Origin of the sequence: Actinomycetospora callitridis (genome assembly GCF_028737265.1) — a bacterium.
GTDB lineage: Bacteria > Actinomycetota > Actinomycetes > Mycobacteriales > Pseudonocardiaceae > Actinomycetospora > Actinomycetospora callitridis.
The window spans coordinates 127,726-153,787 of sequence record NZ_JAQZAK010000008.1; the positions used below are offsets into that span (position 1 = coordinate 127,726).

Sequence of the window (26,062 nt, forward strand, 5' to 3'; positions counted from 1 at the left end):
GGTCCCAGACGGGCACACTTCTTCTTGGAGCGCGTCAGTTGCGGCGCGCTCCGGGAGTCGACGTGGAGGTCCCCCTCGCATGACCGTGGAGTCGCACCGCAATCGCCCGGCGACGGTGCCGGGTGCCGCCATCGACGTCGCCACCACGCTGGAGTCGCTGCTGCCGGCCGATCTGCTGGCCGAGGCCGACCCCGCCCTGTGGGGCCGCACCGTCGTGCAGATGGCCCAGGGCCTCGCGACCCACCCGGCCGACGTCGGCCGGGTGGTGGCCTCGCACGCCGCCCTGACCGCCCGCATCGGCACGGCGGCCGTCGCCCGGGCGCTCGGCTCGACGGCCGACGGGCCCGTCCCGATCGAGAAGGACGGCCGTTTCCGCGACACGACCTGGGAGGAGAACCCCGTCTACTGGGGGCTCCGTCAGGAGTACGTCGCGCTGGTGGCGACGCTGCACGACCTCGTCGACGCCGCCGGCCTCGACGAGTCCTCCCGCGAGCGGGCCGGCCTGCTCGCCGACGTCCTGGGCAGCGTGCTCTCGCCCACCAACCTGCTGCCCGGCAACCCGGCCGCCCTCAAGCGGGCGTTCGAGACCGGCGGCTCGAGCGTGCTGTCGGGCTTCCGCCAGATGCTCGAGGACCTCGCGACCAACCAGGGCCGCCCCCAGCAGGTCGACCGGACGAACCTGCGGGTCGGCCAGGAGCTCGCGGCGACGCCGGGCAAGGTCGTCTACCGCAACCGGCTCATGGAGCTCATCCAGTTCGAGCCGCAGACCGACGAGGTCCACGAGATCCCGATCCTCGTGAGCCCGCCGTGGATCAACAAGTACTACGTCATGGACCTCGCGCCGGGTCGCAGCTTCCTCGAGTGGGCCGTCCAGCACGGCCACACCGTGTTCGTCATCAGCTACCGCGACCCCGACGAGTCCATGGCCGACACGGGCCTCGACGACTACCTCGAGCTCGGCGACCTGGCCGCGCTGGACGTCGTCCAGGAGATCACCGGCGCGGACAAGGTCAACCTCGTCGGGCTCTGCCTCGGCGGGCTCATGGCGACCATCGCCACCGCGATGCTCCACTCCCGGGGCGAGGGCGACCGCGTCAACTCGCTGACGCTGCAGAACACCCTGCTCGACTACTCCGACCCCGGGCCCGTCGCGAGCTTCGTCGACCCGGAGATCGTCGAGCGGCTCGAGCGCAAGATGGCGAAGACCGGCTACCTGCCGGCCGACTCGATGGCCGGCACCTTCGACCTGCTGCGCGCCAACGACCTGATCTTCAACTACGTCGGGCCGAACTGGCTGGAGGGCAAGACGCCGCCGGCGTTCGACATCCTCGCCTGGAACAACGACTCCACGCGCATGCCGGCCAAGATGCACGCCTTCTACCTGCGGCACTTCTACCTGGAGAACGAGCTGGCGCGCGGCGAGCTCGAGCTGCTCGGCGAGCACCTGTCGCTGAAGTCGGTCACGAACGACACGTTCATCGTGGGGGCCGTGAACGACCACATCGCGCCCTGGCGCACGTCGTTCACCTCGACCGGCCTGCTGGGCGGCGACGTCACGTTCACCCTGTCCAACGGGGGCCACATCGCCGGCGTCGTCAACCCGCCCGGGAAGAAGGCCAAGCACTGGATCGGCACCGTCGGCGGGGAGTCCGCGCCGGACGCCGACACCTGGCTGCAGCGGGCGAGCGAGGTCGCGGGCTCCTGGTGGGAGCCGTGGCGCGACTGGATCGGCGAGCGCGCCGGCGGCATGCGCACCCCGCCTCCGACCGGCTCGGACGCCCACCCGCCGCTGGGCGACGCACCGGGCTCGTACGTCCTCGGCACCGCCTGATCCCGGTCGCCCGCGCGTTTCGCCCGGTCAAGGCTGGGTAACGCGAGGCCCTCCGCACCCGATCGTCGGTTGACGGACCTCGCCGAGGCCGCCACGGTGTTGCGTAGAGCGCACGTCACTTCGCGCTCTACGCAACTCGTCGCTCCGTCGCCACCTGCGAGGGTGTGGGGGACCATGAACCGTCACGCGTCCGTCGTCCTGCGTCGGAAGGTGGACGAGGCCGTGGGGCCGGGGTACGACCCCGTGTTCCTGCGTCTCGACCTCCTGCTCGCCGGCCGGGAGGCGCGGTGCCCGTGCGCGTCGTGCTCCTCCCGGACGGCCGAGGCCCGCGAGCGGCTCCTCGCGGCGCTGCCGCCGCTCTGAATCGCGGGAGTCGCCGTCCCACGTGTGGCCGGTGCCACCGCGCCGGGACCCGCGACGGTGGGTGCTTGGTAAACTGAGCGCTGTCACCGACGACGCGGAGGAATCACCATGGCCACCCCGACCGCCGACGAGGCCCGCGACCAGGCCCTCGACGTGATCGCCCAGGCCCAGGAGGCGGGGATCCGGTTCGCCGGCTCCGTCGCCGAGAGCTGGGCCTCGGTGCTGCGCGGCATCCCCGGGGTCGGCAGCGCCCTCGGCGCCGACACGCCCGGTAGCTCGCTCGGCAACTCCTTCGGTGGCGCCCTCGGCACCGCCGGCGTGCCGCACACCGCCGTCGAGGCCGTCGACCGCTTCTACGACACCGGCGTGCAGCTCCTCGAGGCGCAGCGCTCCGCCGCGCACCACGTGCTCGGCGCCATGGGGCCCGCGCTGCGGCCGCTGATCTCCCTCACGCCGCCCGCCGCGCGCCGCTGACCGAGGTGTCGCACCCGGGCGGGCCCTGGGAGGACCACCGCCGCGCCCTCGGCGGGTTCATCCGTAGCCAGCGCAAGCTCGCCCGTCTCTCGCTGCGGCAGCTCTCGGCCCTCAGCAACATCTCGAACCCCTACCTCAGTCAGGTCGAGCGGGGGCTCCACGAACCGTCCGTGCGCGTGCTGCACTCGATCGCGGAGGCCCTGGACATCTCGGCCGAGACCCTGCTGCTGCAGGCGGGCCTGGTGCGTGAACAGGCCGGTGGGCACCCCACGTCCGGCGACGACGGTGCGCCGTCGTCGACCGAGCGGGCGATCCGCGCCGATTCCCGGCTCTCGGACGCCCAGAAGGAGGCCCTGATCTCCGTGTACCGCAGCTACGTCACCGGCTCCCCCGACGGGAGGTCGACATCGTGAGCGCCCTCCTGGCCCCGGATCCCGAGCCGTCTCCCCGTCCCGCGCCGGACGACCACCACGACCGCACCGTCCTCGGGCACCGCGTGCACGTCGCGCACCGCCCCGGGGCGCCCGGACGCCTGCCGCTGGTGCTGGTCAACGGGATCGGCGCGAGCCTCGAGCTGTTCGACCCGCTCGTCGAGGCGCTGGACCCCGAGCGGCCCGTCGTGCGCTTCGACGTCCCGGGCATCGGCGGGTCGCCGCTGCCGTGGGTGCCCCTGCCGATGGCGGGGCTCGCCGTGCTCGTGCGCGGTCTGCTCGACGACCTCGGTTACGGCAAGGCCGACATCCTGGGCCTCTCGTGGGGCGGCGGGATCGCGCAACAGTTCGCGCTCCAGCACCCCGACCGCACCGCCCGGCTCGCGCTGGTCAGCACGGGGACGGGCGCGATGATGGTGCCCGCGCGCTTCACCGTGCTGGCGAAGATGCTCACGCCCCGGCGCTACAACGACCGCTCCTACCGGCGCGAGGCCGGCGCGGAGATCTATCAGGGCGAGTCCCAGGCGGCCGTCGACGAGGTGTTCTCCCGCGTGCACCCGGTCATGTTCCGGGCCTACCTCTTCCAGCTCATGGCCCTCATGAGCTGGACGAGCCTGCCTGTGCTCCCGTTCATCGGGGCGCCGACGCTGGTGCTCGCCGGCCGCCGCGACCCGGTCATCCCGGTGGTCAACGCCCACCTCATGGGCGCGCTGATCCCGCGCGGCACCGTGCACCTGCACGAGGGCGGGCACCTCGGTCTGCTCACCCGGCCCGACGAGCTCGGGCGCGTGGTGGAGGAGTTCCTGGACGCCTAACCTCCGGGCCATGACGACGGTCGACTGGCGGACCTGGGTTCCCGAGCGGCTGGCGTACCCGGACGTGCCGGTCGGCGCGCTGCTCGACGGCGCGGCCCGGCGCTACGGCGACCGCGTGGCGTTCCGGCACCACGACCGCACGCTGACCTTCACCGGGCTGTGGCGCGCGGCCAGTGGCTTCGCCCACCACCTGCACGCCCGCGGGGTGGTGCCCGGCGACGTCGTCGGCGTGCACCTGCCCAACGTGCTCGCCTTTCCCGTCGCCTACTACGGGATCCTGCTGGCCGGGGCCACGTTCACCCCGGTCAGCCCGCAGCTGCCGGCCGCCGGCGTGGCCGCCCAGCTCGCGGACGCGGGCGCGGTGGCGGTGGTCGGTCTGGCCGACGTGGGCGCCGGCGTGCCGCTGATCGCGACCGACGGCGTGGGGTTCGCGGGGGTCGACAATATGGACGGGACCGAGGCGCCGCCGGTGGTCGACGTCGACCCCACCGTCGCCCGCGCGCACCTCGCCTACACCGGCGGCACGACCGGCAGCCCCAAGGGCGTCGTGCTCACGCACGCGAACGTCGTCACCAACGTCCTGCAGTACGCGTGCCACGGCAGCGGGTCGCGTCCCGTCCCCGGGCTCGGCGGCGAGGTGGGGCTCGAGCAGATCGGGCCGGCGGAGGAGTGGCCGATCCGCCTCGGCGAGGGCACCGGGATCGCGGTCGCCCCGTGGTTCCACGCGATGGGCACGATCGGCGGCATCGGCGTCGCCGTGGTGTCCGGGGCGACGAGCATCGTCCACGAGCGCTTCGACCCCGTCCGCTTCCTGTCCGACGTCGAGACCCACCGGGCGACGACGATCTCGGGGGCCCCGCCGCTCTTCCACGCCCTGCTCGCGCACCCGGAGGCGGCGCAGCGCGACCTCACCTCGGTGCGGACGGTGACGTCCGGGGCCGCGCCGATGCCGCTCGCGCTGGCCCGCCGGATCGCCGAGCGCATGCCGGACGCGGTGATCGTCGAGGGCTACGGGATGACCGAGGCGACGATGGGTCTCACGATCGGCGCGACCGCGCGGTCGGCGCACCGCCGGGTCGGCACGGTCGGCATCCCGGTGCCGGACACCGAGATCCGCATCGGCTCGCCGGACGCCCCCGCCGGGGTGGGTGAGGCGGGCGAGGTGTGGGCGCGCGGTCCGCAGGTGATGGCCGGCTACCTCGATCGGCCGGAGGCCACCGCGGAGACGCTGGTCGACGGGTGGCTGCGGACCGGCGACATCGGTGTGCTCGGCGAGGACGGGCAGCTCGAGATCGTCGACCGGGCCAAGGACATGCTGCTCTACAAGGGTTACAACGTGTACCCGCGCGAGCTGGAGGAGCTGCTGGCGGCCCGCCCCGAGGTCGCGGCGGCCGCCGTCGTGGGGCGTCCGGACGCCGCGGTCGGCGAGGAGCCCGTCGCCGTGATCGTGCCGGCGCCGGGCCACGAGCCCACCCCGGAGCTGGGCGCGACCCTCGCCGCGGCCCTGGACGAGCAGGTCGCGCCCTACAAGCGCCTGCGCGCGGTGCACGCCGTCGACGCGCTGCCCGTCTCGGCCGCCGGGAAGGTGCTCAAGCGGGACCTGCGGGACGCCCTGACCGGGGGATCCACCCCGCTCGGCGGACCGATCTGGACGCGCACCACGGGCTAGAGTGGCGTCATGGCCCGCATCCGCATCGTGCGCGCCGCCGACGGGCGGCAGTGGATGGTGCGCCAGAAGCTGGAGTGGACCGACCCCGCGACGGGGGAGGACTTCGAGCACGACATGCAGGGCGGCCAGCTGGCGGCCATCGGCATCGTCTCGATCATGGGTCTGCTCTGGGTCGCGCTCCTGGCCTGGTGGTTCACCGGCAGCCAGGGTGTCGTCGTCCCCATCTGGGTGTGGCTGATCCTGCTGATCGTGGCCGGGTTCTTCCCGGGCCGCTGGGTGCTGCGCCGACCCCGCACGCTCGTCGCCGAAACGCCGGGCGGCGCCGACGGCTCCGCGCCCGAACGCTGGGTGGGGTGGGTGCGCGGCACGGCCGCCGCGCGCGAGGAGATGACCGCGACCATCCGGAGCCTCGAGACCCGGGCGACGCCCGCCTACGCGGACAGTCCCCTGCAGCCGGTCAGTTGAGCTGACATGCCGGAGCTTCCCGAGGTCGAGGCCCTCGCCGAGCACCTACGCACGCACGCGCTCGCCCGCCCCGTGGCGCGCACGGACCTCGCGAGCATGACCGTCCTCAAGACCTTCGATCCGCCGCTCTCGGCGCTCACCGGCCGGCTGGTCACCGGGGCGGCGCGGCACGGGAAGTTCCTGGACCTCGAGCTCGACGGGCTCCACCTCGTCGTGCACCTCTCGCGCGCCGGATGGCTGCGCTGGCACGACCAGGCGTCGGCCACCCCACCGAAGCCCGGCAAGGGTCCGTTGGAGTTCCGGGTGCACCTGGAGAAGGTCGGCGGGCCCGGCTTCGACCTCACCGAGGCGGGCACGCAGAAGCGCCTCGCCGTGTACCTCGTCGAGGACCCGTCGCAGGTCCCGGGCGTGGCCAAGCTCGGCCCGGACGCGCTCTCGCTCGACCGCGCGTCGTTCGGGGAGCTGCTCGCCGGGCGCTCCGAGCGGCTCAAGACCCTGATCGTCGACCAGCAGGTGCTCGCCGGGATCGGCAACGCCTACTCCGACGAGATCCTGCACGTCGCGAAGCTGTCGCCGTTCGCGTCGGCGGGCAAGCTCGACGCCGACGCGGTCGACCGGCTGCACGCCGCGATGGTCGGCGTGCTGTCCGAGGCGGTGGAGCGCGCCGTCGGCCAGGACGCCGCGCGTCTCAAGGGCGAGAAGCGCTCGGGGATGCGGGTGCACGCGCGCACCGGGCTGCCGTGCCCCGTCTGCGGCGACACCGTCCGCGAGGTCTCGTACGCCGAACGGTCCTTCCAGTACTGCCCCACTTGCCAGACGCAGGGTCGCGCGTTGGCGGACCGCCGGCTGTCCCGTCTGGTCAAATAGCCCTGTGCCCGCCTGGCTGACCGATCCGCGCGTGGTCGCCGCCGTCGTGGTGGCGATCGCGCTGGTGGTCGCGGTGCTGGTCTACCGCCGCGTGAAGCGGCGCAACCAGTTCGCGTCGCCGCTGGAGCGCGCGACGTTCTCCACGCTGCACACCGTGTCGCTGGCCGCGCCCGCGCTGCGCGAGGGCCTGTCGGAGGGCTCGGCGCAGTTCGCCGTGCCCTACCTGCGCACGCTGCTCGACACCGAGGCGCTGTCGATGACGGGCTCGGACTGCGTGCCGCTGGCCTGGGACGGCGAGGCCGAGCACCACAGCCTGGACGTGCGCCAGTACGCCGAGAAGGTCATGCGCACGGGGCGCCAGCAGGTGGCCAGCCGCAAGGACATCGAGTGCGGCTCGCAGGACTGCCCGGTGCGCGGGATCGTCGTCGTGCCCCTCGAGGTCGACGGCAACGTCGCCGGCACGCTGGCCGCGGTCAGCGCGGACACCCCGGGGCCTGTCCTGCTGCGCGCCTCGGCGGAGGTCGCGCGCTACGTCTCCAGCCAGCTCGAGCTCGCCGACCTCGACGAGTCCCGCGCCCGCCTCAACCGGGCCGAGGTCCGGGCGCTGCGCGCGCAGATCTCGCCGCACTTCATCTACAACGCGCTCAACACGGTGGCCTCGTTCATCCGCACCGACCCCGAGCGCGCCCGCGAGCTGCTCATGGAGTTCGCCGACTTCACCCGCTACTCGTTCCGCCAGGCCGGCGAGTACACGACGCTGGCCGACGAGCTCAAGAACATCGACCGCTACCTGGCGCTCGAGCACGCCCGGTTCGGCAACCGGCTCACGGTCAAGGTGCAGGTCGCGCCCGAGGTGCTCTCGGTGGTCCTGCCGTTCCTGGCGCTGCAGCCGCTGGTCGAGAACGCGGTGCGCCACGGGCTGTCGGGCAAGCCGGGCGGCGGCACGGTGACGCTCACCGCGGAGGACTCCGGCGCCGAGTGCACGATCATCGTCGAGGACGACGGCGTCGGCATGGACCCGCAGGCGCTCAAGGAGGAGAACCGCGACGCGCACCTCTCCGGCGCCCACGTCGGCCTCGGCAACGTGGACGACCGCATGCGCTCGGCCTTCGGCCCCGACTACGGCCTGATCGTCGAGACCGAGCGCGGCGCGGGGACGAAGATCATCCTTCGCGTCCCGAAGTTCCGGGCCGGCGTCCGCGTGTAGCCCGGCGCCGGTGATCACGGGCCACCCGTTCGGCGCAGATAGTCTCGGGTCATGGAATTGCGGTTCGGCTCGGCCCTGTCCTCGGTCCTGCCCGGTCCCCTCGCGGCCGCCACCGGCACGCGCACGGTGAGCGTCGTGCGCCTGCAGGGCGTGATCGCCGCGGCCAGCGGGCCGGTGCCGAGGTCGCTCATCAACATCAACGCGGTCGAGGACGCCCTCAAGCGGGCCTTCACCGCGGAGCGTGCCGAGGCCGTCGCCCTGGTGATCAACTCGCCGGGCGGTGCGCCCACGCAGTCCGCGCTGGTGGCCGACCGCATCCGCGGCCTCGCCGAGGAGCACCAGATGCCGGTGCTGGCGTTCTGCGAGGACGTCGCCGCGTCCGGCGGGTACTGGCTGGCCTGCGCCGCCGACGAGATCTACGCGCACCCGACGTCGCTCGTCGGCTCGATCGGCGTCGTGTCCGGCGGATTCGGGCTGCAGGGGCTCATCGAACGCTTCGGCATCGAGCGCCGCCTGCACACCGCCGGCCAGAACAAGGCGCGCCTCGACCCGTTCCAGCCCGAGAAGGCCGAGGACGTCGAGTGGCTGCTCGGCATGCAGGGCGAGCTGCACGAGATGTTCATCGACTGGGTGCGGGCGCGGCGCGGTGCGGCCCTGCAGGAGAACGACGACCTGTTCACCGGCGAGGTGTGGACGGGGAAGCGGGCGCTGGAGCTGGGGCTGATCGACGAGCTCGGCACCGCCCGCGACGTCCTGGCCCGCCGCTTCCCCGACGCCGAGCCCGTCACGGTCGAGCCCCGCAAGCCGCTCCTGGCGCGCCTCGGCCTGGGCGGCGTCCTCGGGCCCGCCGCAGCGCCGGCGACCGCGCTGGACCCGGTCGGCACGGCCCTCGAGTGGTTCGAGCAGCGGGCCCTCTGGAGCCGGTTCGGGCTCTGACCCGGGCACTGTTCCGGACGTCGGGGCGACCGATTCACTCCCCTCCGTCGCCCGGTCGGATCTAGGCTCCCGGGTCCGGACGTCGTGAGCTCACCGCTGCGGGAGGTGGTGGACCGTGCCGGTCCCCGGCGTCCCGTGGGGTGGGCGTGACACCTCGGCACTGAGCCACGAGCTCATCCACCGCTGGATCCATGACGGCGCCGACCCCGCGGCCCTAGACTCCGCGCGCCGGCGTCACGCCGCCCGTGGTGAGGAGCTGCGGGCCGCGGCGCAGCGGCTCCAGCGGGCGCACGGTGAGCTGGGGGCCTCCTGGCGCGGCCGGGACGCCGACGCCGCCACGCAGCACGTGCGCACGCTCGTGGCCCGCATGAGCCGGCTCGGGGACGCCGTCACCGGGCAGGCGGGCAGCCTCCAGGGCGTGCGCGACGCCCTCGCGCGCGTCCAGGCGCTCGTCGGGCCGCCCCGCCCGCCCGCGCTGCCGGTCCTCGGCGCCTCACCGGCCACGTCGGGCCTGGCGGGCGCGCTGACGACCGGGGGGCCGCCGGACGGGTTCGGGGCCTTCCAGGCCGCGCAGGCCGAGGAGCGGGCCGCTCAGGGCGCGTACCGCGCCTACCTGGAGCAGACCGGCCTCGCCGCCCGCGGCGCCCCGTCGGCCGTCGACGGGCTCGCGGGACGGGCGTCGACGGCTGCGCCCGGCGTCCCGGCGCCCGCGCGCGGGCTCACGGCCGGTCCCGAGGGGGCGGGGTCGGGGCGGCCCGGCGTCCTCGCGCGCGCCGCGGGGCCCGCCGGCCCGGGTGGCGGGGCTGCGGGGGTCGGGGTCCGGACGGGCACGGTGCCGGGTGGCGGTCCCGCCGGCGGGGCCGGAGCACCCGTGGGCCGCGGCGGCGCGGTCGCGCCGGGAGCCGGAGGTCCGGGCGCCGGGGCCCGGCCGGGGCCGGTGGGTCGCTTCGTGTCGCGGCTGCTCGGGGGTCCGGAGCCCGGCGCACCGGGTGCTGCGGGTGCCGGCGGTGCCCCGGGCCGTCCCGGCGGGCCGGCAGGCCACCCCGGTGTGCCCCCCGGGACGACGCGCGGCCCGACCGCGGGTCCGGCCCCGGGCACGGTCCCGGGCACCGTCCCCGCGGCCGGTACCGCGCGCGGCCCGGCAGCAGCCGCAGGCCCGACCCCGGCCGACCGCCTCGCCGGCGGTACCGGTGGCGCCGTCGCGGGACGCGGTGACCCGCGCGAGCGGCGTGGCGGGCGCCGCAGCGTTGACCCCGACGTACCCGCGGCTCCGCCGGAGCAGGCCCCGCCGTCCACCGACCGCGCCGGGCCCCGACCAGGGCCTGAGGGTCCTGGGCCCGACCGCACCGCGGCGGCCGGACCGGTCGCGGGCACGGGGACGACGGTCGGCGCCCCGGCCGACCCCGGGGCCCCGCCCGCCGGCCACACCGCGGCACCCGGGCACCCCGCGACGCCGGGCCCCGACGCCCCGATGGTGCCCCCCGTCACCGGCGCGGGACCCGCCGCCGCACGGCCGCGCGGGTCCGGCGTCCGCCACCCCGAGTACCTCGTCGACGCCGACCCCTGGCGCGACCCCGCCGACGACCCCGACGGCCGCCGCCTGGTCACGCCACCGGTGCTCGGGGAGCGGGACGACCTGTGAGCGGACTCGTCCTCGACCGCCACGAGCTGCTGTGGGTCCTCGAGCAGTGCGGGGCCGGCTGGCCCTACCCGCTGCGGCCGGCGCACTGGTCCGCGGAGACCGACGCCGAGGTCCGGCGCCACCGCGAGGCCACCGAGAACGGCCTGCGCGCCCGCGGCCTGCTCGAGCCGGGGCCCGCGCGCGTCCTGCTCGACGCGGGGACCGCCGTCGCCGGGTGGGTGCTCGCCGTCGACCTCGTCCGCCGCGACGCGACCGCACCCCGGGCGGCGGTGGCGCTCACCGACGGGCGCACGGCGGCCCTGCTGGACTCGCCCGAGCACGCGCAGGCGCCCGTGCGCGTGACGCCCTGCCCGCCCGACGGGCTCGCCGAGGCCCTGTTCGGGCTGGTCCCGCCCCTGCCGCCCGGTAGCGGACCGCCCGTGCCGGTGCCCGCGGGCACCGTGCCCGCCGACCTGCCGTCGACCGCGCGGGCGATGCGTGCCCGGGACGCCGCCGAGGATCTGCTCGCCACCGTCACGGCCGTCACGCAGGTCGGGGTGGCCGATCGTCGCGACGGCACGCCCCGGCGCGTCACCGAGCCCCTGTGCTGGCTCGACGGTCCCCGCGGACGGCACGTCCTGCGCTCGCCCCCACCCGGGGCGGCCGCGCGTCCGCCGGTGCTCGTTCCGGCAACCGGCGGACAACTGCTCTCCGACGTCCGTACCGTGCTGGCCGACGCGGTCGTGCCGCGCCCGCCGGGAAGGAGCACCGCATGAGCGCACCCCAGCCGCTTCCCGGCGGCGACGGTGGCACCGGCGGCGGTGAGGCCGCGATGCGGCCCGACGAGGCGCGGGCGTTCGCGGGCAAGGTCGATGCCCTCGAGCAGGGCGTCACCGAGGCGCAGGCGGCGCTCGACGGCCTCGGGGCCGAGTCGCTGGCCGTCGGTTCGGGGGAGGACAACGCGGCGATCGCCGCCTGGTACCGCGAGCTGGTGACGTCGGACACGGTGCCGGCCGCCCGCACCCTCGCCGCCGAGCTCGACGCGCTGCGACGCGCCGTGCGCGAGAGCGCCGCCGCGTGGGAGCACACGGACGCCGGAGCCGCGGCCACCTACCGCCCCGAATCCGGGTCGACCTGAGCCCGTGGGCGCCCACCGACGCCCGTGCGCGCCCTTCGGGTCGTTCGGGTGGCGCAGCGACGCACCCCCGAACGGGTGGTCCCGCTCGGCGACACACCGCATGACCCCCGGCTCGCCCTGCGCGAGGGGTGGGGCACGGAAGGGTGGCGAGCCGATCGGGTCCTATCGTGGACGTGCGAACCTCGGCTGGGCAGGATGGCGACGCAGTGAACACGAGTGAGAACGACGGCCTCGTAGTACTCGCCGTCGACGACGAAGAGCCGGCTCTCATGGAGCTGGCGTACCTGCTCGAGCAGGACCAGCGGGTCGGCACCGTCCTCCGGGCGTCCGACGCGATCGCGGCCCTGCGCATCCTCACGGGCGGCGACCGTGTCGACCTGGGCGGGTTCGGGGGTGGCACGCCCCCGACCGGACTCCCGGCGCCGGCCAAGCAGTCGGACGTCGACGTCCTGTTCCTCGACATCCGCATGCCGGGCCTCGACGGTCTCGAGCTCGCGAACGTCCTGTCGCGCTACGTCATCCCGCCGTCGGTGGTCTTCGTGACGGCGCACGACGACCGTGCGGTCGAGGCCTTCGACGTCGGCGCGGTCGACTACCTGCTCAAGCCGCTGCGTCCCGAGCGTCTCTACGCCTCGCTGTCGCGGATCCTGTCCTCGCGCGGCACCACCGTGCCGGTCGAGCCCGCCGCCGACGAGGAGGGCGACGACGAGGTGATCCCCGTCGAGCTCGCCGGCACCACGAAGCTGGTGCAGCGCTCGACGGTGCGCTGGGTGGAGGCGCAGGGCGACTACGCGCGCCTGCACACCACCGAGGGCAGCCACCTCGTCCGCATCCCGCTGTCGGTGCTCGAGGAGCGCTGGTCGGACGCCGGCTTCGTGCGCATCCACCGCTCGTACCTGGTCGCGCTGCCGCTGATCACCGAGCTGCGGCTCGCGGGCTCCGGGTACGTCGTGCGCCTGGGCAGCGGCGGGGACGTCGCCGAGCTGCCCGTGAGCCGGCGCCACACGCGCGAGCTCAAGGACCGTCTCGTCCGTTCGACGAAACAGGCCTGGGGCCGACGGTGAGCTCCCCCGGCGGCTCGGCGCGGGCCTCGGGGCCCGATCCGGGCACCGCCGGGGCAGACAGCTCTGCGGATGAGCCCGCCGACGGCCCTGTCGACGGCTCCCCCGACGCGCCCGCGGACGTCGCGACGGGCACGTCGGGCGAGGCGCTGCGCCCGGTCCCCGACCCGCCGGCACCGGAGACGTCCGCGGCGCCGGAGGAACCGGAGCCGGAGGCGGGCCCGTCGCCGGACGCCGACCCGACGCCGGACGCCGACGGCGACTCCTGGACCGGTAGCGGGCCCGACACCGGCACCGTGCGCCGGTCGCGGCCCTCCCGGTCGGGGCGGTCGACCCCGGGCGTCCCGACACCTCCCAGCCCGATGACGGCCACCCCGGTGACCGCCACCCCGACGACGGCCACCGCGACGGCCGCCGCCCCGGTGACCGCCGCCGTCGGCGCGACCCCGGGCCCGGCCACCGGCGCGACCCCGGCACCGGGCACGAGCTCGACCCCGGTCGCGATGACCGACCCGCCGCGGCGCCCGGTGCCGCCGACGTTCTCGTCCCCGGGCCAGCCGCCGCCGGGCGTCGCGCGTCGTCACGGCCGGCACGCGCGCCCCGAGGTCGGCGCGGTGCACACGCCGCCGTCGGGATACCGCCCGCGGCACGCCGCGCCGGACGCGGAGACCGAGCAGTTCGCGGCGGTGCCCTACACCGGCCCGGGCGGCGTCGGACCCGCGCCGCTGTCCCGCCCCTCGTCCGACGACGAGACCGGCGATCCGCACGAGCCCGTCCCGATGGCCGCCCGCACGACCGCGGTGAACGCCTCGGCCACCACCGACAACACCCCGATCTCCGACGCCGACATGGCGCTGTGGACCGGTCCCGGCGTCGTCGTGCCCCCGCTGCCGTCCGAGACGGACGGCGCGGGCGACCGCGTCCGCGTCGTGCTGGCCGAGCGGCGCGTGCCCACCCGCGCCGTGCGCACGGTGGCCGAGATCGAGCAGCAGACCGAGACCGGCGAGCTCCTGCTGCGCAACCTCCTGCGCGCGCAGCTCGCGCTCGGCCTGCGGCTCGGCCTCGTCGCGGTGTTCGTCCTGGGCGCCCTGCCGGTGCTCTTCCTCGTGGTCCCGCGCGTCGGGGCGGTCGAGATCGCGGGCGTGACGCTGCCCTGGCTCGTCCTGGGCTTCCTGCCCTACCCGTTCATGCTCGCCCTGGCCTGGCTCTACATCCGCACCGCAGAGCGCAACGAGCTCGACTTCGCCGACAACGTGGAGGACTGACCGGCGTGGACACCGCCGGGTACGTCGCCGTGGCCGCCGTCGTCGTCGTCGGCATCGTCACGATCGTCATCGGGTCCCTGGGCGTGCGGGTCGCGCGCACGACCGACGACTTCCTGGCCGCCTCGCGCACCGTCGGCACCCGCGCCAACGCCGCGGCGATCTCCGGGCAGTACCTCTCGGCGGCGTCGTTCCTCGGCGTCGCCGGCATCGTGCTCAAGGACGGTGTCGACGGGCTCTGGTACCCCATCGGCTTCACGGCGGGCTACCTCGCGCTGCTGTTCTTCGTCGCCGCCCCGCTGCGCCGCTCGGGGGCCTACACGGTCCCCGACTTCGCCGAGGTCCGCCTCGACTCCACGTTCCTGCGCACGGTCACCACCTGGTTCGTCGTGATCATCGGCTGGCTCTACCTGCTGCCGCAGCTGCAGGCGGCCGGGCTGGCCCTGACGGTGCTGACGACCGCTCCGGAGTGGGTGGGCGTGGTGGCCGTCGGTCTGGTCGTCACCGCGAGCGTGACCTTCGGCGGCATGCGGTCGATGACCTTCGTGCAGGCCTTCCAGTACTGGCTCAAGCTCACGGCGCTCGCCGTGCCCGCGCTGGTCCTCCTCGCGGTCTTCGTGTTCGGGCCGGACCGCGACGGCACGCCCCCGCCGCCGGTGTTCACCGACGCCACGAGCGTCGACGTGAGCACCCCCGTCACCCTGCAGGTCGCCGTGCCGGTCGACATCGGCGTGCGTGGCGAGGTGGACGGCGCGACCGTCAACGGGCCGGTGTCGTGGGCGCCGGGGCTGCACACGGTGGACGCCGGCACCACGCTGGCCTTCCCGGCCGGGGCCACGGTGCCCGTGGTCACCGACGCCGACCCCGATGCGGGCGCGTGGTCCGCTCCGCTCACCGGGGGCAGCGAGGACGGGCACTCGCTGCTCGCGACGTACTCGCTGGTCCTGGCCCTCCTGCTGGGCACCATGGGCCTGCCGCACGTGCTCGTGCGCTTCTACACCAACCCGGACGGCCGGGCGGCCCGCCGGACGACGCTCATGGTGCTGGCGATGCTGGGCGGCTTCTACCTGCTGCCCGTCCTGCTCGGGGCGTTGTCGCGGCTCTACGTCCCGCAGCTGCTGGTCACGGGCCAGACGGACGCGGCCGTGCTGCTCCTGCCGACGGCCGCGCTGCCGGGCTGGATCGGCATCGGTCTGGCCGCGCTCGTCGCCGCCGGCGCGTTCGCGGCGTTCCTGTCGACGTCGTCGGGGCTCCTGCTCTCGGTGGCCGGCGTCCTGTCGACCGACCTGCTGCCCCGCAAGCTCGGCGATTTCCGCATCGCCGCGCACATCGGGGGCGTGGTGCCGATCGTCGCCGCCCTCGGCGCCACCCGTCTCGACTTCTCGCTGACGGTCTCCCTGGCCTTCGCGCTCGCCGCCTCGACGTTCTGTCCGCTGCTCGTGCTCGGCATCTGGTGGAAGGGCCTCACCGACCGCGGGGCGACCATGGGCATGCTCATCGGCGGCGGCCTCGCGACGCTCGCGGTCGGCTCGACGCTCGCGGGCCTCGCCCCGGGCGGCTGGGTCGGGGTGCTGCTCGCGCGTCCCGCGCTCGTCACGGTGCCGCTCACGTTCCTCGTCATGGTCCTCGTGAGCCGTTCGTCCCCCCAGCGCGTGCCCGCGAACGTGGGACGCACCCTCCTGCGCCTGCACGCGCCCGAGCGCCTCGGGCTCGGCGACGTCCGGCGTGGCGCGCGTCCTTCGGCCTGATCGGGCCCGTCCGTCCCGTAACGTCTCGACGACGCTGCGTGAGCAGATGCCACGCGCCGTGACGTCCGGAACGATTCGGACGAACGGGAGGGATCGGAATGGCTCAATGCGTCCGCTCGTCGGGTGATATTGCCGTGAGTAGTCACACGAAAGGACTAATCGGGTTGATCGGTGGCGGATTAGGGTTCTGCCCGATCGTGACGACGACGGACGACCCCGCGGAGATCTCGTGAGTGCCACCGACGACAACCCAGGGGGGTCGAGCGCGCTCGACGCGACCCCGTCCGCCTACCAGGAGGTCCAGCGCTCGCCGGAGTTCATCTCGCTGCGGCGCCGCTGGCGCGGCTTCATCTTCACGATGAGCGCGGTGTTCCTCGGCTGGTTCCTGGTCTACGTGCTGCTGTCCGACTTCGCCCACGGCGTGGTCAACACCCGGATCGGTGACACCAACTTCACGGTGGGCCTGCTGCTGGGTCTGCTGCAGTTCGTGTCCACCTTCACCATCGCGACGATCTACGTCCGCTTCGCCAACAAGAACCTGGACGACGACGCCGAGGCCCTCAAGCGGCGCGTGGAGGAGAACCTGTGAGCACCCAGATCGGGAGCCCGGCGCTCAACATCGGGATCTTCGCGCTCTTCGTCGTCGTCACGCTGCTGATCGTCTACCGCGTCAGCCGTGCCTCGAACACGGCGTCGGACTACTACGCCGCCGGCAGCTCGTTCACCGGGCCGCAGAACGGCATCGCGATCTCCGGTGACTACCTCTCGGCCGCGTCCTTCCTCGGCATCGCGGGCGCGATCGCGGTCAACGGCTACGACGGCTTCCTCTACTCCATCGGCTTCCTCGTCGCCTGGCTGACGGCCCTGCTGCTGGTCGCCGAGCTGCTGCGCAACGTCGGCCGCTTCACCATGGGCGACGTCCTGAGCTTCCGGATGCGCCAGCGCCCGGTGCGGGCCGCGGCCGCGGTGTCGACGCTGCTGGTGTCGTTCTTCTACCTGCTCGCCCAGATGGCGGGGGCCGGCGGTCTCATCTCGCTGCTGCTCGGCGTCAAGAACACGCCCGGCACCCCGTTCGACGGCCAGTCGCTGGTCATCGCGGTGGTCGGCATCCTCATGGTCGTCTACGTGCTCTACGGCGGCATGCGCGGCACCACCTGGGTGCAGATCATCAAGGCCGGGCTGCTGGTCGTCGGCGCCGCGGTCATGACCGTGTGGGTCCTGGGCCTCTACGGGTTCAACCTCTCGGGCCTGCTGGGCTCCGCCGTCGAGAACACCGGCAAGCAGCTGCTCAACGCCGGCAACCAGTACGGCAAGACGCTCACGACGAAGATCGACTTCCTGTCGCTGGCCCTCGCCCTGGTGCTCGGCACCGCCGGCCTGCCGCACATCCTCATGCGCTTCTACACCGTGCCCACGGCCAAGGAGGCCCGTCGCTCGGTGCAGTGGGCCATCTGGATCATCGGCATCTTCTACCTGTTCACCCTGGTGATCGGGTACGGCGCGGCCGCCCTGCTCCCGCGGGGCACGCTGACCTCGGCCAACGTCAACGACGCGGCACCGCTGCTGGCGTTCCAGATCGGCGGCACCCTGCTGCTCGGCATCATCGCCGCGATCGCCTTCGCGACGATCCTCGCCGTGGTCGCCGGGCTGACCATCACCGCGGCGGCCTCGTTCGCGCACGACATCTACGCGAACGTGATGAAGGAGGGGAACCCCGAGCCGGGCATGGAGGTCAAGGTGGCCCGCCGCACGGCCCTGGTGGTCGGCATCGTGGCCATCGTCGGCGGCATCCTGGCCAACGGCCAGAACATCGCGTTCCTCGTGGCGCTGGCCTTCGCGGTCGCCGCGTCGGCGAACCTCCCGACGCTGCTCTACTCGCTGTTCTGGAAGAAGTTCAACACCACCGGGGCACTGTTCAGCATCTACGGCGGCCTGGGGATCTGCATCCTGCTGATCATCTTCTCGCCGGTGGTGTCGGGCGGCCCGACCTCGATCTTCGGCGAGGCCACCGACTTCGCGATCTTCCCGCTGCAGAACCCGGGCATCGTGTCGATCCCGCTGTCGTTCCTCCTCGGGGTGATCGGTACCTACGTCGGCTCGCGCGAACCGGTGAACGAGGCGAAGTTCTCCGAGATGGAGGTCCGGTCGATGACCGGCGCGGGCGCGTCCGCGGCGGTGGACCACTAGCTGTTCGCGGCTCCGGAGCCCGTCTCCCCCTCGGGGGAGGCGGGCTCTCGGCGTGCGTGATGGGATGGTGCGGTGAGCCACCCCGGTCTGCCCTCGGTCGGCCCCGGCGGGATTCCGCCCGGGGCCACGCTGCTCGACGTGCGCGAGGACGACGAGTGGGTCGCCGGTCACGCGCCCGACGCCGTGCACCTGCCGATGTCGCAGTTCACCGCCCGGCTCGACGAGGTCCCGCCGGGCCCGCTGGCCGTGGTGTGCAAGGTCGGTGGACGGTCCGCGCAGGTCACGGCGTTCCTCCTCCAGCGCGGCCACGAGGCGGTCAACGTCAGCGGCGGCATGCTCGCCTGGGAGGCCGAGGGCCGGCCGATGACCGCCGAGGGCCCCGGGCCGGCCCGGGTGGTCTGAGACGTGGGGAGGCGTCGGTGACCTGCCCGCGCTGTGGGCGGCCCCAGCCGCCGCCGGACTCCCCGGGCGCGCCCCGCGCGGGTGCGACCCGCTACTGCGTGCACTGCGGCCGCGTCCTCGCCGGCGTGCGGTGGGTGGCGCTGCCCCCGGACGCGCTGCGGCCCCGCGAGCCCCGTGTCCCGCGCCGTCCGTACGCGGGCCCGCCGCGTTACCCCGCCGTCCCGCGCTGGAGCCTCCGGACCTGGATGCCCGCGCCCGAGCGGAGCGGCGACGAGGGCCCGCTCCCGGCCACACCGCCCCGCGAGCCGGAGGCCGTCCTGCGGGGCACCGCCGGGCTCCTCGGCAACCTCGCGATGACGACCGCGGTGCTCGCCGGGATCGCCGCGCTCGCCGAGCTGTGGCGCTACGGCCTGCTCGTCGCCAGCCGCTCCGAGGCGCTCTCGTCGGCGCCGCTGGCGTTCTCCGACGCCCTGGTGACGCTCGTCGGGCTCCTGACGCCCGTGGCGGCCGTCGCGACCGGCGCGCTGTTCCTGCGCTGGCTGCTGCTCGCACGCGGCATCGCCGCGACCATCTCCGGGACGCGCCCCGCCCGGCGGGACTGGACGGTGGTGCTCGGGAGCCTGCTGCCCGGCCCGAACCTCACGATCCCCGGGGCCGCGCTCACCGAGGTCGAGCACGCCGCCTCGGGCCGTCCGACCGCCGAGCGGCCGCGCCCGTCGCGCCCCGTGCGGCAGTGGTGGCTCGCGTGGGCCGCGAGCGTCGTGCTCGGCGTCCTGGCCGTGCTGCGCGGGCTCGGGGACAGCACGCAGGCGCTGGCGGACTCGGTGCTGCTGCACGCCGTCGCCGACGTCGCGGCCGCGGTGGTCGCGCTCGTGACGATCCGGGTGGTCACCGACCTGACCGAGCTGCTCGCCCCCGAGCTGCGCCCGGCGGGACGGGAGGCGGTGCTGGCGGTGGGGACGGCCGCCCGGACGGAGGTGTCAGCCGGCGCTGACGATCGCGTTGCCGCCGGCGGCGGGGGGAGCGGTGGGGTCGGTACCGAGGTCGGGTGACATCTCGCGGGCGACGAAGTCCTCGACGTGGAAGAGGTTGTCGCCGGCGCGGCGCACGATGCGCAGGAGCGTCGTCATCGAGGCGACCTCCTCGACCTGCTCCTTGAGGTACCACTGCATGAACTGCTCGCCCAGGTAGTCGCCCTCGTCGCGGGCCGTGCGCGCGAGCGTCGCGATCTGGTCGGTGACCGTCTGCTCCTGGCGCAGCACGAGCTCCACGATCTCCTCGAGCGAGGAGAAGTCGTTCCGCACGGCGTCGATGCCCGGGATGGTGATCGGCAGGTCGTTGTCCAGCAGGTACTGCACCATGCCCATCGCGTGGTTGCGCTCCTCGAGCGCCTGGGCGTAGAAGTGCGCGGCGAGCTGCGGGAGATCCTGGTCGTCGCAGTGCACGGCCACCGCCGTGTACTGCTGCGATGCCGTGAACTCGTTGCGGATCTGCGTCCGCAGCAGCTCGTGGAACTTCGACTGCGCGGCGGTCATGTGTCCGAGTCTAGGTCAGCGCGCTCCGGGCCCGGCCCCTCGTTCATGTCCGTACGCTGCGGCGACCGTGCTTCGAGCCGTGACGTCGCCCACCCGAGGCGTCGTTCCCGGCGGTCCCGGCGGGCTCGCCGTGGGCCTGCAGCGGGATCGCGCCGGACCATCCGAACTGCTCGGTGTGGATGCGCGGCGCCGGGATCCCGATCTGGTCGAGCGCCGCCAGTGAGCCCGCGAGCACCGAGGGCGAGCCGCAGACGAAGTAGTCGAGCACCTGGCGGGCGGCGGGGTCGGCGGGCAGGACCTCGGCGAGCAGGTCGGCGTCGATGCGGCGTCCGTCGGTGCGCGTGACCCGCAGGTCGAGGCGACGGGCGAGCGCCGTGAGCTCCTCGGCGAACAGCGGTTCGGTGCCCCGCTCGGCGAGCACGAGGCGGTGGGTGCGGGTGTCGCCGTGGTCGGCGAGCGTGCGGAGCATGCTCATCATCGGGGTGATGCCGACGCCGCCGGCGAGCAGCACGAGCCCGGCCGAGCCGGGGGCGGCCTCGGTCGAGAACGAGCCGTGCGGCCCGTCGAGCCACACCTTGCTGCCGGTGCGCAGCGTCGACAGGAGACCGGAGAAGTCGCCCTGGTCGCGGACGGTGAGCTCGATGCGTCCGGTCACCCGCGCGCTGGACGCGATGGTGAACGGGTGCTCCTCGGCGCCGACCACCCCGCGCTTGAGGCGCAGCCAGACGAACTGGCCGGGCGCGAAGCGCAGGCCGCCGCGGCGCAGGTGCATCGGGGCGAGCACCAGCGTGCTCACCGTCTCGCTCTCGCGGCGCACGCCGTAGACGACGTAGGCGCCCTGACGCGAGAACAGCGGGCGCCACACCCAGCGGTGGGCGAGCACGCCGAGCAGCACCAGGACGAGCGCGGAGAGCACGACGCGCATCACGGGGTCGGCGACGAGGTTGCCCAGCCAGAAGACGTGCAGGCCCGCGAGGACGAGCGCGGCGCCGGCGAGCAGGACGTGCAGGCGCGCCCAGATCTCGTAGCGCGCGCCGGGACGCCGGCCGCGGACCGCGACGAACCCGACCAGGAGCAATCCGCCGACCGAGCTCCAGCCGGCCCGGGCGGCGGCGGAGCCCTGGAAGGGGTTGAGCAGGCTCGGGTGGTTGAGGATGGCGACGGCCATGTGGATGCCGACGAGGACGATCGCCAGGGTGCCCAGCCAGCGGTGCAGGCCCAGGACCTTCTCGACCCCGAACGCCCGGGTCAGCGAGCGCACCCGCGAGGGGACCACCACGACGACCACGAGCAGGGTCAGGGCGAGCAGGCCCAGGCCGACCGAGAGCACACCGAGGACCGAGCTGCCCCCGCCGCGGACCGCGACGAGACCGACCGGGATCACCACGAGGGCGGCGAGGACCGCCACCCACACGGCGCGTGTTGACCGTTGCTGCACGGGGCGGACGGTAGGCACGGTGGATCAGTGGCCCCGGCGCGTCTGAGAGCCGGTCCGCCCGCGGCGCGGCGACGGGCGCCCGCCACGCGCCCAGGCACACCTAGTTCCCCCGACCGGGTGAAGACCTGCTCCGTCTGCTGAGACCCGCTCTCAGCTTCGCCGGACGGCGCACCTGCGGTGCAAGCCCTGCGTCCACGCTGGCACTCAACGCCAGGATCGCCACATCCTCGATCCCACGACACGCCGCTGCGGGGAGCCGAGCGGACGCACCTCTTGCCACCACGAAGCGCCCGATCGGACGCCACCGGGCAGGATGCGCGCGTGATCTCGCGTTCGCGTCTCCGCTTCCCGGCCGTGCTCGCCCTCGCCGCGGCCGGTGTCGCGCTCGTCCCGCCGGCCTGGCGGTCGCTGCGCCCCCGCCCGCGCGCCGGCTTCGACCGCGCGACCGCGGCCGCGGGGGTCTCCGCCCAGTTCGACCACGACGCCACCTCCTACGACCGCCTCGTCGGCGCGAACCCCGGCTACCACGACCACCTGCGCCTGTCGGCCCGCCGCCTCGGCCTGCCCGACGGCGGTGCCGGGGCCGTCCTGCTCGACGTCGGGTGCGGCACGGGGCTCTCGACGGCGGCGCTCGTCGAGACCTACCCGCAGGCCCGCGTCGTCGCCGTCGACGCGTCGGCCGAGATGCTCGCCCGCGCCCGGGAGAAGTCGTGGCCGGACACCGTGCGGTTCGTGCACGCGCGGGCCGAGGACCTGGACGCCGCGTTGGCGGCCGAGGGCCTCGAGGGCCCGTTCGACGGCCTGCTCGCGGCCTATCTCGTCCGCAACCTGCCCGACCGCGACGCCGGCGTCGCCGTGCTCGTCGACCACCTCGCGCCTGGCGCCCCGATCGCGGTGCACGAGTACTCGGTGGCCGACTCGGCCTACGCGCGCGGTATCTGGAGCGCCGTGTGCTGGGCGGTGATCATCCCGCTGGGGTGGCGCGTCACCGGCGACGCCTCGCTCTACAGCTACCTCTGGCGCAGCGTCCTGGCCTTCGACGGCCTCGGCCGGCTCGAGCAGCGTCTGCGCGACGCCGGGCTGCGCGAGGTCCACACCCGCCCCGTCGACGGCTGGCAGCGCGGCATCGTCCACACGGTGCTCGGACGTCGCTGAGGCGAGGTCCGAGCCGCTGCTGGGTGGCCGCGAGGTGGTGGATTTCCTGACGTTCAACGTCAGCGTGGCCCCCACGCTGCCACTGGCTCGGCGTGTCGGGGCGCGCGACGATGTGACGATCCTGGCGTTCAGTGCCAGCGTGGACGCAGGGCTTGCACGCGGAGCGTGCACTTCCCGGGCGGGCGTCAGCCGCGACGGCGGGCGGCGCGGACGGCGTAGGTGCGCTCGGCGTACTCGATGTCGTCGTTCCACAGGCGCTTCGCGGTCCACTCCATCAGCGGGCGCACGAGGGTCTGGGCGCGGCGGGCGTGGACGAAGCCCGGGCGGTCGGAGTGGGCGATCGTCGCCTCGACCACCGCCGTGCGGGGCCGACCGTCGGGGTGCGGGGCCAGCGGGGTCGCGTGGGTCTCGACGACGCTGCCGGCGCCCTCGCCCTCGGTGATGTGCATGACGATCGTCCGCGGCTCCGGGCACGTGAACCGGGCGCGCACGGGCACGCCCCAGTTCTTCGAGATCCGGAACGCCACCTCGAGGTCGAAGTGGTCGTCCTCCTCGCCCGCGTCGCGCCCCGGCGCACGCTCGACGCGCAGGTCGGCGAACGAGTGCGGGTGGAACCAGGCGCCGTGCCAGGGGTCGAGCCGGTTCGCGAGGACGTCGGCGGGCTCGCAGGTGCCGACCATCGACGCCACGGCCACGAGGCTCTCGTCGACGTCCGGGCGCTCCGGCAGGATCGGGGCGTCGGTGGGCTCCTCGCCGCCGACCGCGTCGAGCCGCACCCAGGCCAGGGCGCCGTCGTCGAACGCGGGCAGCGTGCGCCATCCCGCGCGTCCCGACGGCCCGAGGGCGAGGCCGTGCCAGCGGCAGATCAGCTCGCAGCCCGACTGCACGGCGGTGCTCATGTCCGCGCCGAGGTGGGGGCACGCGCCGGGGCCGGCGTGCAGGGATCCGTTCGGCGACCGCCAGAGCACCAGCTCGACCCCGGCCACCGTGGTGCCGAACGGGGTGCCGGTGCGGACGTCGCGGCTCGCGCCGACGACATACCAGTTGCCCGACGGACGCGCTGTGGCGCGCGCGAGCGCCGCGTCGATGATGCCGACCTTCGCGTCGCGCCAGGTGGGCTCCATGGCCGCCCACTCCCGCTCCGACAGCCGTCGCAGCGGGTTCGCCGGCGTGCGCCGTTCCGCCTTCTTCAGCACGAACCGGACGCTAGGCCGGGCGCCGCGACAGTGCAGTGAGGGGACGCGGCCTGTGGCCGGACGCACGCCGTGCTGCGCCGAACGTGCACCGTGTCACTCCACGGGGGCACGTTCCCAGGGGCACGACAGACACCGCGGGCCACCGCGCCCCGAGCCGAGCTCGAACCCGGCGATCGTCAGCACCTCGATCCCGGCGGCCTCGAGCCGGGCGTTCGTCGTGGTGTTGCGCTCGTAGGCGACGACGCGGCCGGGCGCCAGCGCGAGGGTGTTGTTGCCGTCGTCCCACTGCTCGCGCTCCGCGGCGACGGACTCGAGCCCGGTGTCGACGGCCCGCAGCTCGTCGATCCCCATGGCGCGCGCCGCGGCCGGGCGGAACGGCTCGGGGCCCCGGATGTCGAGGTGGTCCGGGCCCTCGGGGCGCACCGTCCACGCCTCGAGCCCGTCGAGCACGCCCGGGTAGATGACCATCGTCTCGGTGTCGACCATCGTCGCCACCGTGTCGAGGTGCATGGTCGCCCGGCGCTGGGCGATCGGGACCGCGAGCACGGTGTGGGCGAGGCCGTCGGCGAACATCGCCCGTGCGAACGACTCGGCGCCCGCGGGGCTCGTGCGCTCGCCGACCCCGACCGCCAGCACCCCGGGGGCGAGCAGCAGCACGTCGCCGCCCTCGACCGCGGACGGGTCGCGGGGCGCGGTCGGCGCCACGACGCCGAGCTCCGGGTGGTGGCGCTGGGCGAGCGCGACCAGCGAGGCCTCCCGCCGGCGCGCCGGCATCCCCATCGACGACGCCACGACGCGCGGGCCCACCCGGATCGACGAGTCGCGGGTGAACATGAGGTTCGGCAGCGGGTCGACGGCGAAGTCGTGCGGCGCGGCCATGGCGCGCACCAGTGAGCGTCCCGTCACACCCAGCTCGGCGAACGAGCGCCCGCCGATGAGGGCCTCGGCCAGCGCGGCGTCGTCGAGCCCGTGCAGCTCGGCGCGCACCGCCTCCCCGAGCTCGCGACCCAGCGCCCGCTCGTCGACGGCGTCGGCGATCCCGGCCTCGCGCGCGGCCGGGCTCGCGAGCGCCTCGACGAGCACGTCCCCGAGCAGGAGGACCCGCACGCCGTGGGTGCGCAGCAGGTCGGCGAAGGCGTCGTGCTCGACCTGGGCGCGCTCCACCCAGGGGATCCCGTCGAACAGCAGGCGGTCGGCGTTGCGCGGGGTCAGGCGCTCGAGCTCGGGGCCCGGGCGGTGCAGGACGACCGTGCGCAGCGCGCCGACCTCGGAGTCCACGTGCGGCGCATCCACGGTCGGCGACCCTAGGACGCCCGATCTACCCTTCGCGCCATGGGACTCCTCGAGGACAAGGTGGTCGTCGTCACCGGAGCCGGTCGCGGCATCGGCCGGGGCGAGGCGCTGGAGTGCGCACGGCAGGGGGCGGCCGTCGTCGTCGCCGAGTTCGACGCCGACGCCGGTGAGGAGGTCGTCGGCGAGATCACCGCCGCCGGGGGCCGTGCGGCCGCCGTGCCGGGCGACGTCTCCGACGCCGACGTCGCCGACGCGCTCGTCGCCACGGCCGTCGAGCGGTTCGGCGCGCTGGACGCGGTGGTCAACAACGCCGGCATCCTGCGCGACCGGACGCTGGTCAAGATGTCGGACGCCGAGTGGGACGACGTCGTCCGCGTCCACCTGCGCGGCCACTTCGCCCCGACGCGTGCGGCCTGCCGCTACTGGCGGGAGAACGAGCGGCCCGGGCACCTGGTGCACACCGCGTCGACCTCGGGGATCCTCGGCAACTTCGGGCAGGCGAACTACGGTGCGGCCAAGGCGGGCATCGCGGCCTTCTCGACGATCGTCGCGATGGAGATGGCCCGCTACAACGTCACCTCGAACGCGATCGCGCCCTCGGCGCTGACCCGGATGACCGAGGCGCTGCTGCCCCCGGACGTGCGCGAGGACCGCCGGGCGAGCCTCGAGCGCGGCGAGTTCGACTTCTTCGACCCCGACAACGTCGGGCCGTTCGTGGCCTACCTCGCCTCCGACGCGTCGGCGCACATCAGCGGCAAGGTCTTCGGCGTCCAGGGCGACTCGATCGAGCTCTACCAGCCGTTCACGTCGGTGGCCGAGGTCCGCGGCGACGGGCACCGCTGGGACGCCGAGAAGATCCCGGGTCGCATGGACGAGCTGTTCGCCGAGGCCGGCATGGACCCGGCACCGGAGAACATGATGGCGCGCTCCCGGCACAAGATCATTTCCTAGGTGCCGGCGAGCGCGTG

General features: G+C 74.5%; 26 protein-coding genes. 22 read left to right on the plus strand and 4 right to left on the minus strand.

The annotated features are described in order from the left end of the window. Positions 1-79: 79 nt before the first annotated feature. The 20 genes from PH191_RS22535 to PH191_RS22630 all read left to right on the plus strand — a co-directional run bounded on the left by PH191_RS22535 (position 80) and on the right by PH191_RS22630 (position 19,529). Positions 80-1,831, plus strand: coding sequence for a PHA/PHB synthase family protein (locus tag PH191_RS22535; protein ID WP_274196877.1), 1,752 nt, complete (start codon positions 80-82; stop codon positions 1,829-1,831). 174 nt (positions 1,832-2,005) lie between these two features. Then, positions 2,006-2,194 carry a hypothetical protein gene (locus PH191_RS22540; RefSeq protein ID WP_274196878.1) on the plus strand — a complete coding sequence of 63 codons (189 nt, stop codon included), beginning with the start codon at positions 2,006-2,008 and terminating at the stop codon, positions 2,192-2,194. Positions 2,195-2,302: 108 nt separating this feature from the next. After that, entirely contained in the window at positions 2,303-2,668 is a 366-nt protein-coding gene (locus PH191_RS22545; protein WP_274196879.1) for a hypothetical protein, read from the plus strand. 5 nt (positions 2,669-2,673) lie between these two features. Beyond that, positions 2,674-3,081, plus strand: coding sequence for a helix-turn-helix domain-containing protein (locus PH191_RS22550; protein ID WP_274187324.1), 408 nt, complete (start codon positions 2,674-2,676; stop codon positions 3,079-3,081). Further along, positions 3,078-3,914: an alpha/beta fold hydrolase gene (locus tag PH191_RS22555; protein ID WP_274196880.1), complete on the plus strand. Its 837-nt coding sequence runs from the start codon at positions 3,078-3,080 to the stop codon at positions 3,912-3,914. Before PH191_RS22550 ends, PH191_RS22555 begins: the two co-directional genes overlap by 4 nt. A 10-nt stretch (positions 3,915-3,924) precedes the next feature. Further along, entirely contained in the window at positions 3,925-5,583 is a 1,659-nt protein-coding gene (locus PH191_RS22560) for a class I adenylate-forming enzyme family protein (protein ID WP_274196881.1), read from the plus strand. 9 nt (positions 5,584-5,592) lie between these two features. Then, positions 5,593-6,048 carry a hypothetical protein gene (locus PH191_RS22565; RefSeq protein WP_274196882.1) on the plus strand — a complete coding sequence of 152 codons (456 nt, stop codon included), beginning with the start codon at positions 5,593-5,595 and terminating at the stop codon, positions 6,046-6,048. Positions 6,049-6,054: 6 nt separating this feature from the next. Further along, positions 6,055-6,915 (plus strand): Fpg/Nei family DNA glycosylase, encoded by an 861-nt coding sequence (locus PH191_RS22570; RefSeq protein ID WP_274196883.1) that lies wholly within the window; start codon positions 6,055-6,057, stop codon positions 6,913-6,915. Positions 6,916-6,919: 4 nt separating this feature from the next. Beyond that, entirely contained in the window at positions 6,920-8,122 is a 1,203-nt protein-coding gene (locus tag PH191_RS22575) for a histidine kinase (protein WP_274196884.1), read from the plus strand. 51 nt (positions 8,123-8,173) lie between these two features. After that, positions 8,174-9,058, plus strand: a complete 885-nt coding sequence (locus PH191_RS22580; protein WP_274196885.1) for a S49 family peptidase — start codon at positions 8,174-8,176, stop codon at positions 9,056-9,058. A 115-nt stretch (positions 9,059-9,173) separates the two neighbouring features. Continuing rightward, complete coding sequence (locus PH191_RS22585) at positions 9,174-10,700, plus strand: WXG100 family type VII secretion target (protein ID WP_274196886.1); 1,527 nt, start codon at positions 9,174-9,176, stop codon at positions 10,698-10,700. Next, on the plus strand, positions 10,697-11,455 hold the full coding sequence (locus tag PH191_RS22590) for an ESX secretion-associated protein EspG (protein ID WP_274196887.1): 759 nt from the start codon (positions 10,697-10,699) through the stop codon (positions 11,453-11,455). The genes PH191_RS22585 and PH191_RS22590 overlap by 4 nt, the downstream gene beginning before the upstream one ends. Continuing rightward, complete coding sequence (locus PH191_RS22595; protein WP_274196888.1) at positions 11,452-11,817, plus strand: hypothetical protein; 366 nt, start codon at positions 11,452-11,454, stop codon at positions 11,815-11,817. The genes PH191_RS22590 and PH191_RS22595 overlap by 4 nt, the downstream gene beginning before the upstream one ends. 206 nt (positions 11,818-12,023) lie before the next feature. Continuing rightward, a complete protein-coding gene (locus PH191_RS22600; protein WP_274187314.1) occupies positions 12,024-12,881 on the plus strand; it encodes a LytR/AlgR family response regulator transcription factor in 858 nt (285 codons plus the stop codon). After that, positions 12,878-14,143, plus strand: coding sequence for a hypothetical protein (locus PH191_RS22605; RefSeq protein ID WP_274196889.1), 1,266 nt, complete (start codon positions 12,878-12,880; stop codon positions 14,141-14,143). The genes PH191_RS22600 and PH191_RS22605 overlap by 4 nt, the downstream gene beginning before the upstream one ends. 5 nt (positions 14,144-14,148) lie before the next feature. Continuing rightward, positions 14,149-15,888, plus strand: coding sequence for a sodium/solute symporter (locus PH191_RS22610; RefSeq protein WP_274196890.1), 1,740 nt, complete (start codon positions 14,149-14,151; stop codon positions 15,886-15,888). 229 nt (positions 15,889-16,117) lie between these two features. Beyond that, positions 16,118-16,477 carry a DUF485 domain-containing protein gene (locus PH191_RS22615; protein ID WP_274196891.1) on the plus strand — a complete coding sequence of 120 codons (360 nt, stop codon included), beginning with the start codon at positions 16,118-16,120 and terminating at the stop codon, positions 16,475-16,477. Beyond that, positions 16,474-18,075: a solute symporter family protein gene (locus PH191_RS22620; RefSeq protein WP_274196892.1), complete on the plus strand. Its 1,602-nt coding sequence runs from the start codon at positions 16,474-16,476 to the stop codon at positions 18,073-18,075. Before PH191_RS22615 ends, PH191_RS22620 begins: the two co-directional genes overlap by 4 nt. A 72-nt stretch (positions 18,076-18,147) precedes the next feature. Continuing rightward, on the plus strand, positions 18,148-18,477 hold the full coding sequence (locus PH191_RS22625; protein WP_274196893.1) for a rhodanese-like domain-containing protein: 330 nt from the start codon (positions 18,148-18,150) through the stop codon (positions 18,475-18,477). Positions 18,478-18,494: 17 nt separating this feature from the next. Continuing rightward, positions 18,495-19,529 (plus strand): DUF4328 domain-containing protein, encoded by a 1,035-nt coding sequence (locus PH191_RS22630; protein WP_274196894.1) that lies wholly within the window; start codon positions 18,495-18,497, stop codon positions 19,527-19,529. On the opposite strand, the gene PH191_RS22635 is transcribed toward PH191_RS22630, so the two are convergent. Both PH191_RS22635 and PH191_RS22640 read right to left on the minus strand, forming a co-directional pair. Then, entirely contained in the window at positions 19,458-20,012 is a 555-nt protein-coding gene (locus PH191_RS22635) for a ferritin (protein ID WP_274196895.1), read from the minus strand. The two genes, PH191_RS22630 and PH191_RS22635, sit on opposite strands and share 72 nt — an antisense overlap. 43 nt (positions 20,013-20,055) lie before the next feature. Then, entirely contained in the window at positions 20,056-21,450 is a 1,395-nt protein-coding gene (locus PH191_RS22640) for a ferredoxin reductase family protein (protein WP_274196896.1), read from the minus strand. A gap of 408 nt (positions 21,451-21,858) precedes the next feature. Here PH191_RS22640 and PH191_RS22645 point away from each other — a divergent pair, with 408 nt between their 5' ends. Then, positions 21,859-22,605, plus strand: a complete 747-nt coding sequence (locus PH191_RS22645; protein WP_420791838.1) for a class I SAM-dependent methyltransferase — start codon at positions 21,859-21,861, stop codon at positions 22,603-22,605. A gap of 185 nt (positions 22,606-22,790) precedes the next feature. Here PH191_RS22645 and PH191_RS22650 read toward each other — a convergent pair whose 3' ends face one another. Next, positions 22,791-23,729 (minus strand): Rieske (2Fe-2S) protein, encoded by a 939-nt coding sequence (locus PH191_RS22650; RefSeq protein WP_274196982.1) that lies wholly within the window; start codon positions 23,727-23,729, stop codon positions 22,791-22,793. Between the two features lie 165 nt (positions 23,730-23,894). Next, the gene (locus tag PH191_RS22655; RefSeq protein ID WP_274196898.1) at positions 23,895-25,094 is read right to left on the minus strand and encodes an arginine deiminase; all 1,200 of its coding nucleotides are present in this window, start codon (positions 25,092-25,094) and stop codon (positions 23,895-23,897) included. 39 nt (positions 25,095-25,133) lie between these two features. Here PH191_RS22655 and PH191_RS22660 point away from each other — a divergent pair, with 39 nt between their 5' ends. After that, positions 25,134-26,045 carry an SDR family NAD(P)-dependent oxidoreductase gene (locus PH191_RS22660; protein ID WP_274196899.1) on the plus strand — a complete coding sequence of 304 codons (912 nt, stop codon included), beginning with the start codon at positions 25,134-25,136 and terminating at the stop codon, positions 26,043-26,045. Positions 26,046-26,062 lie beyond the last annotated feature (17 nt).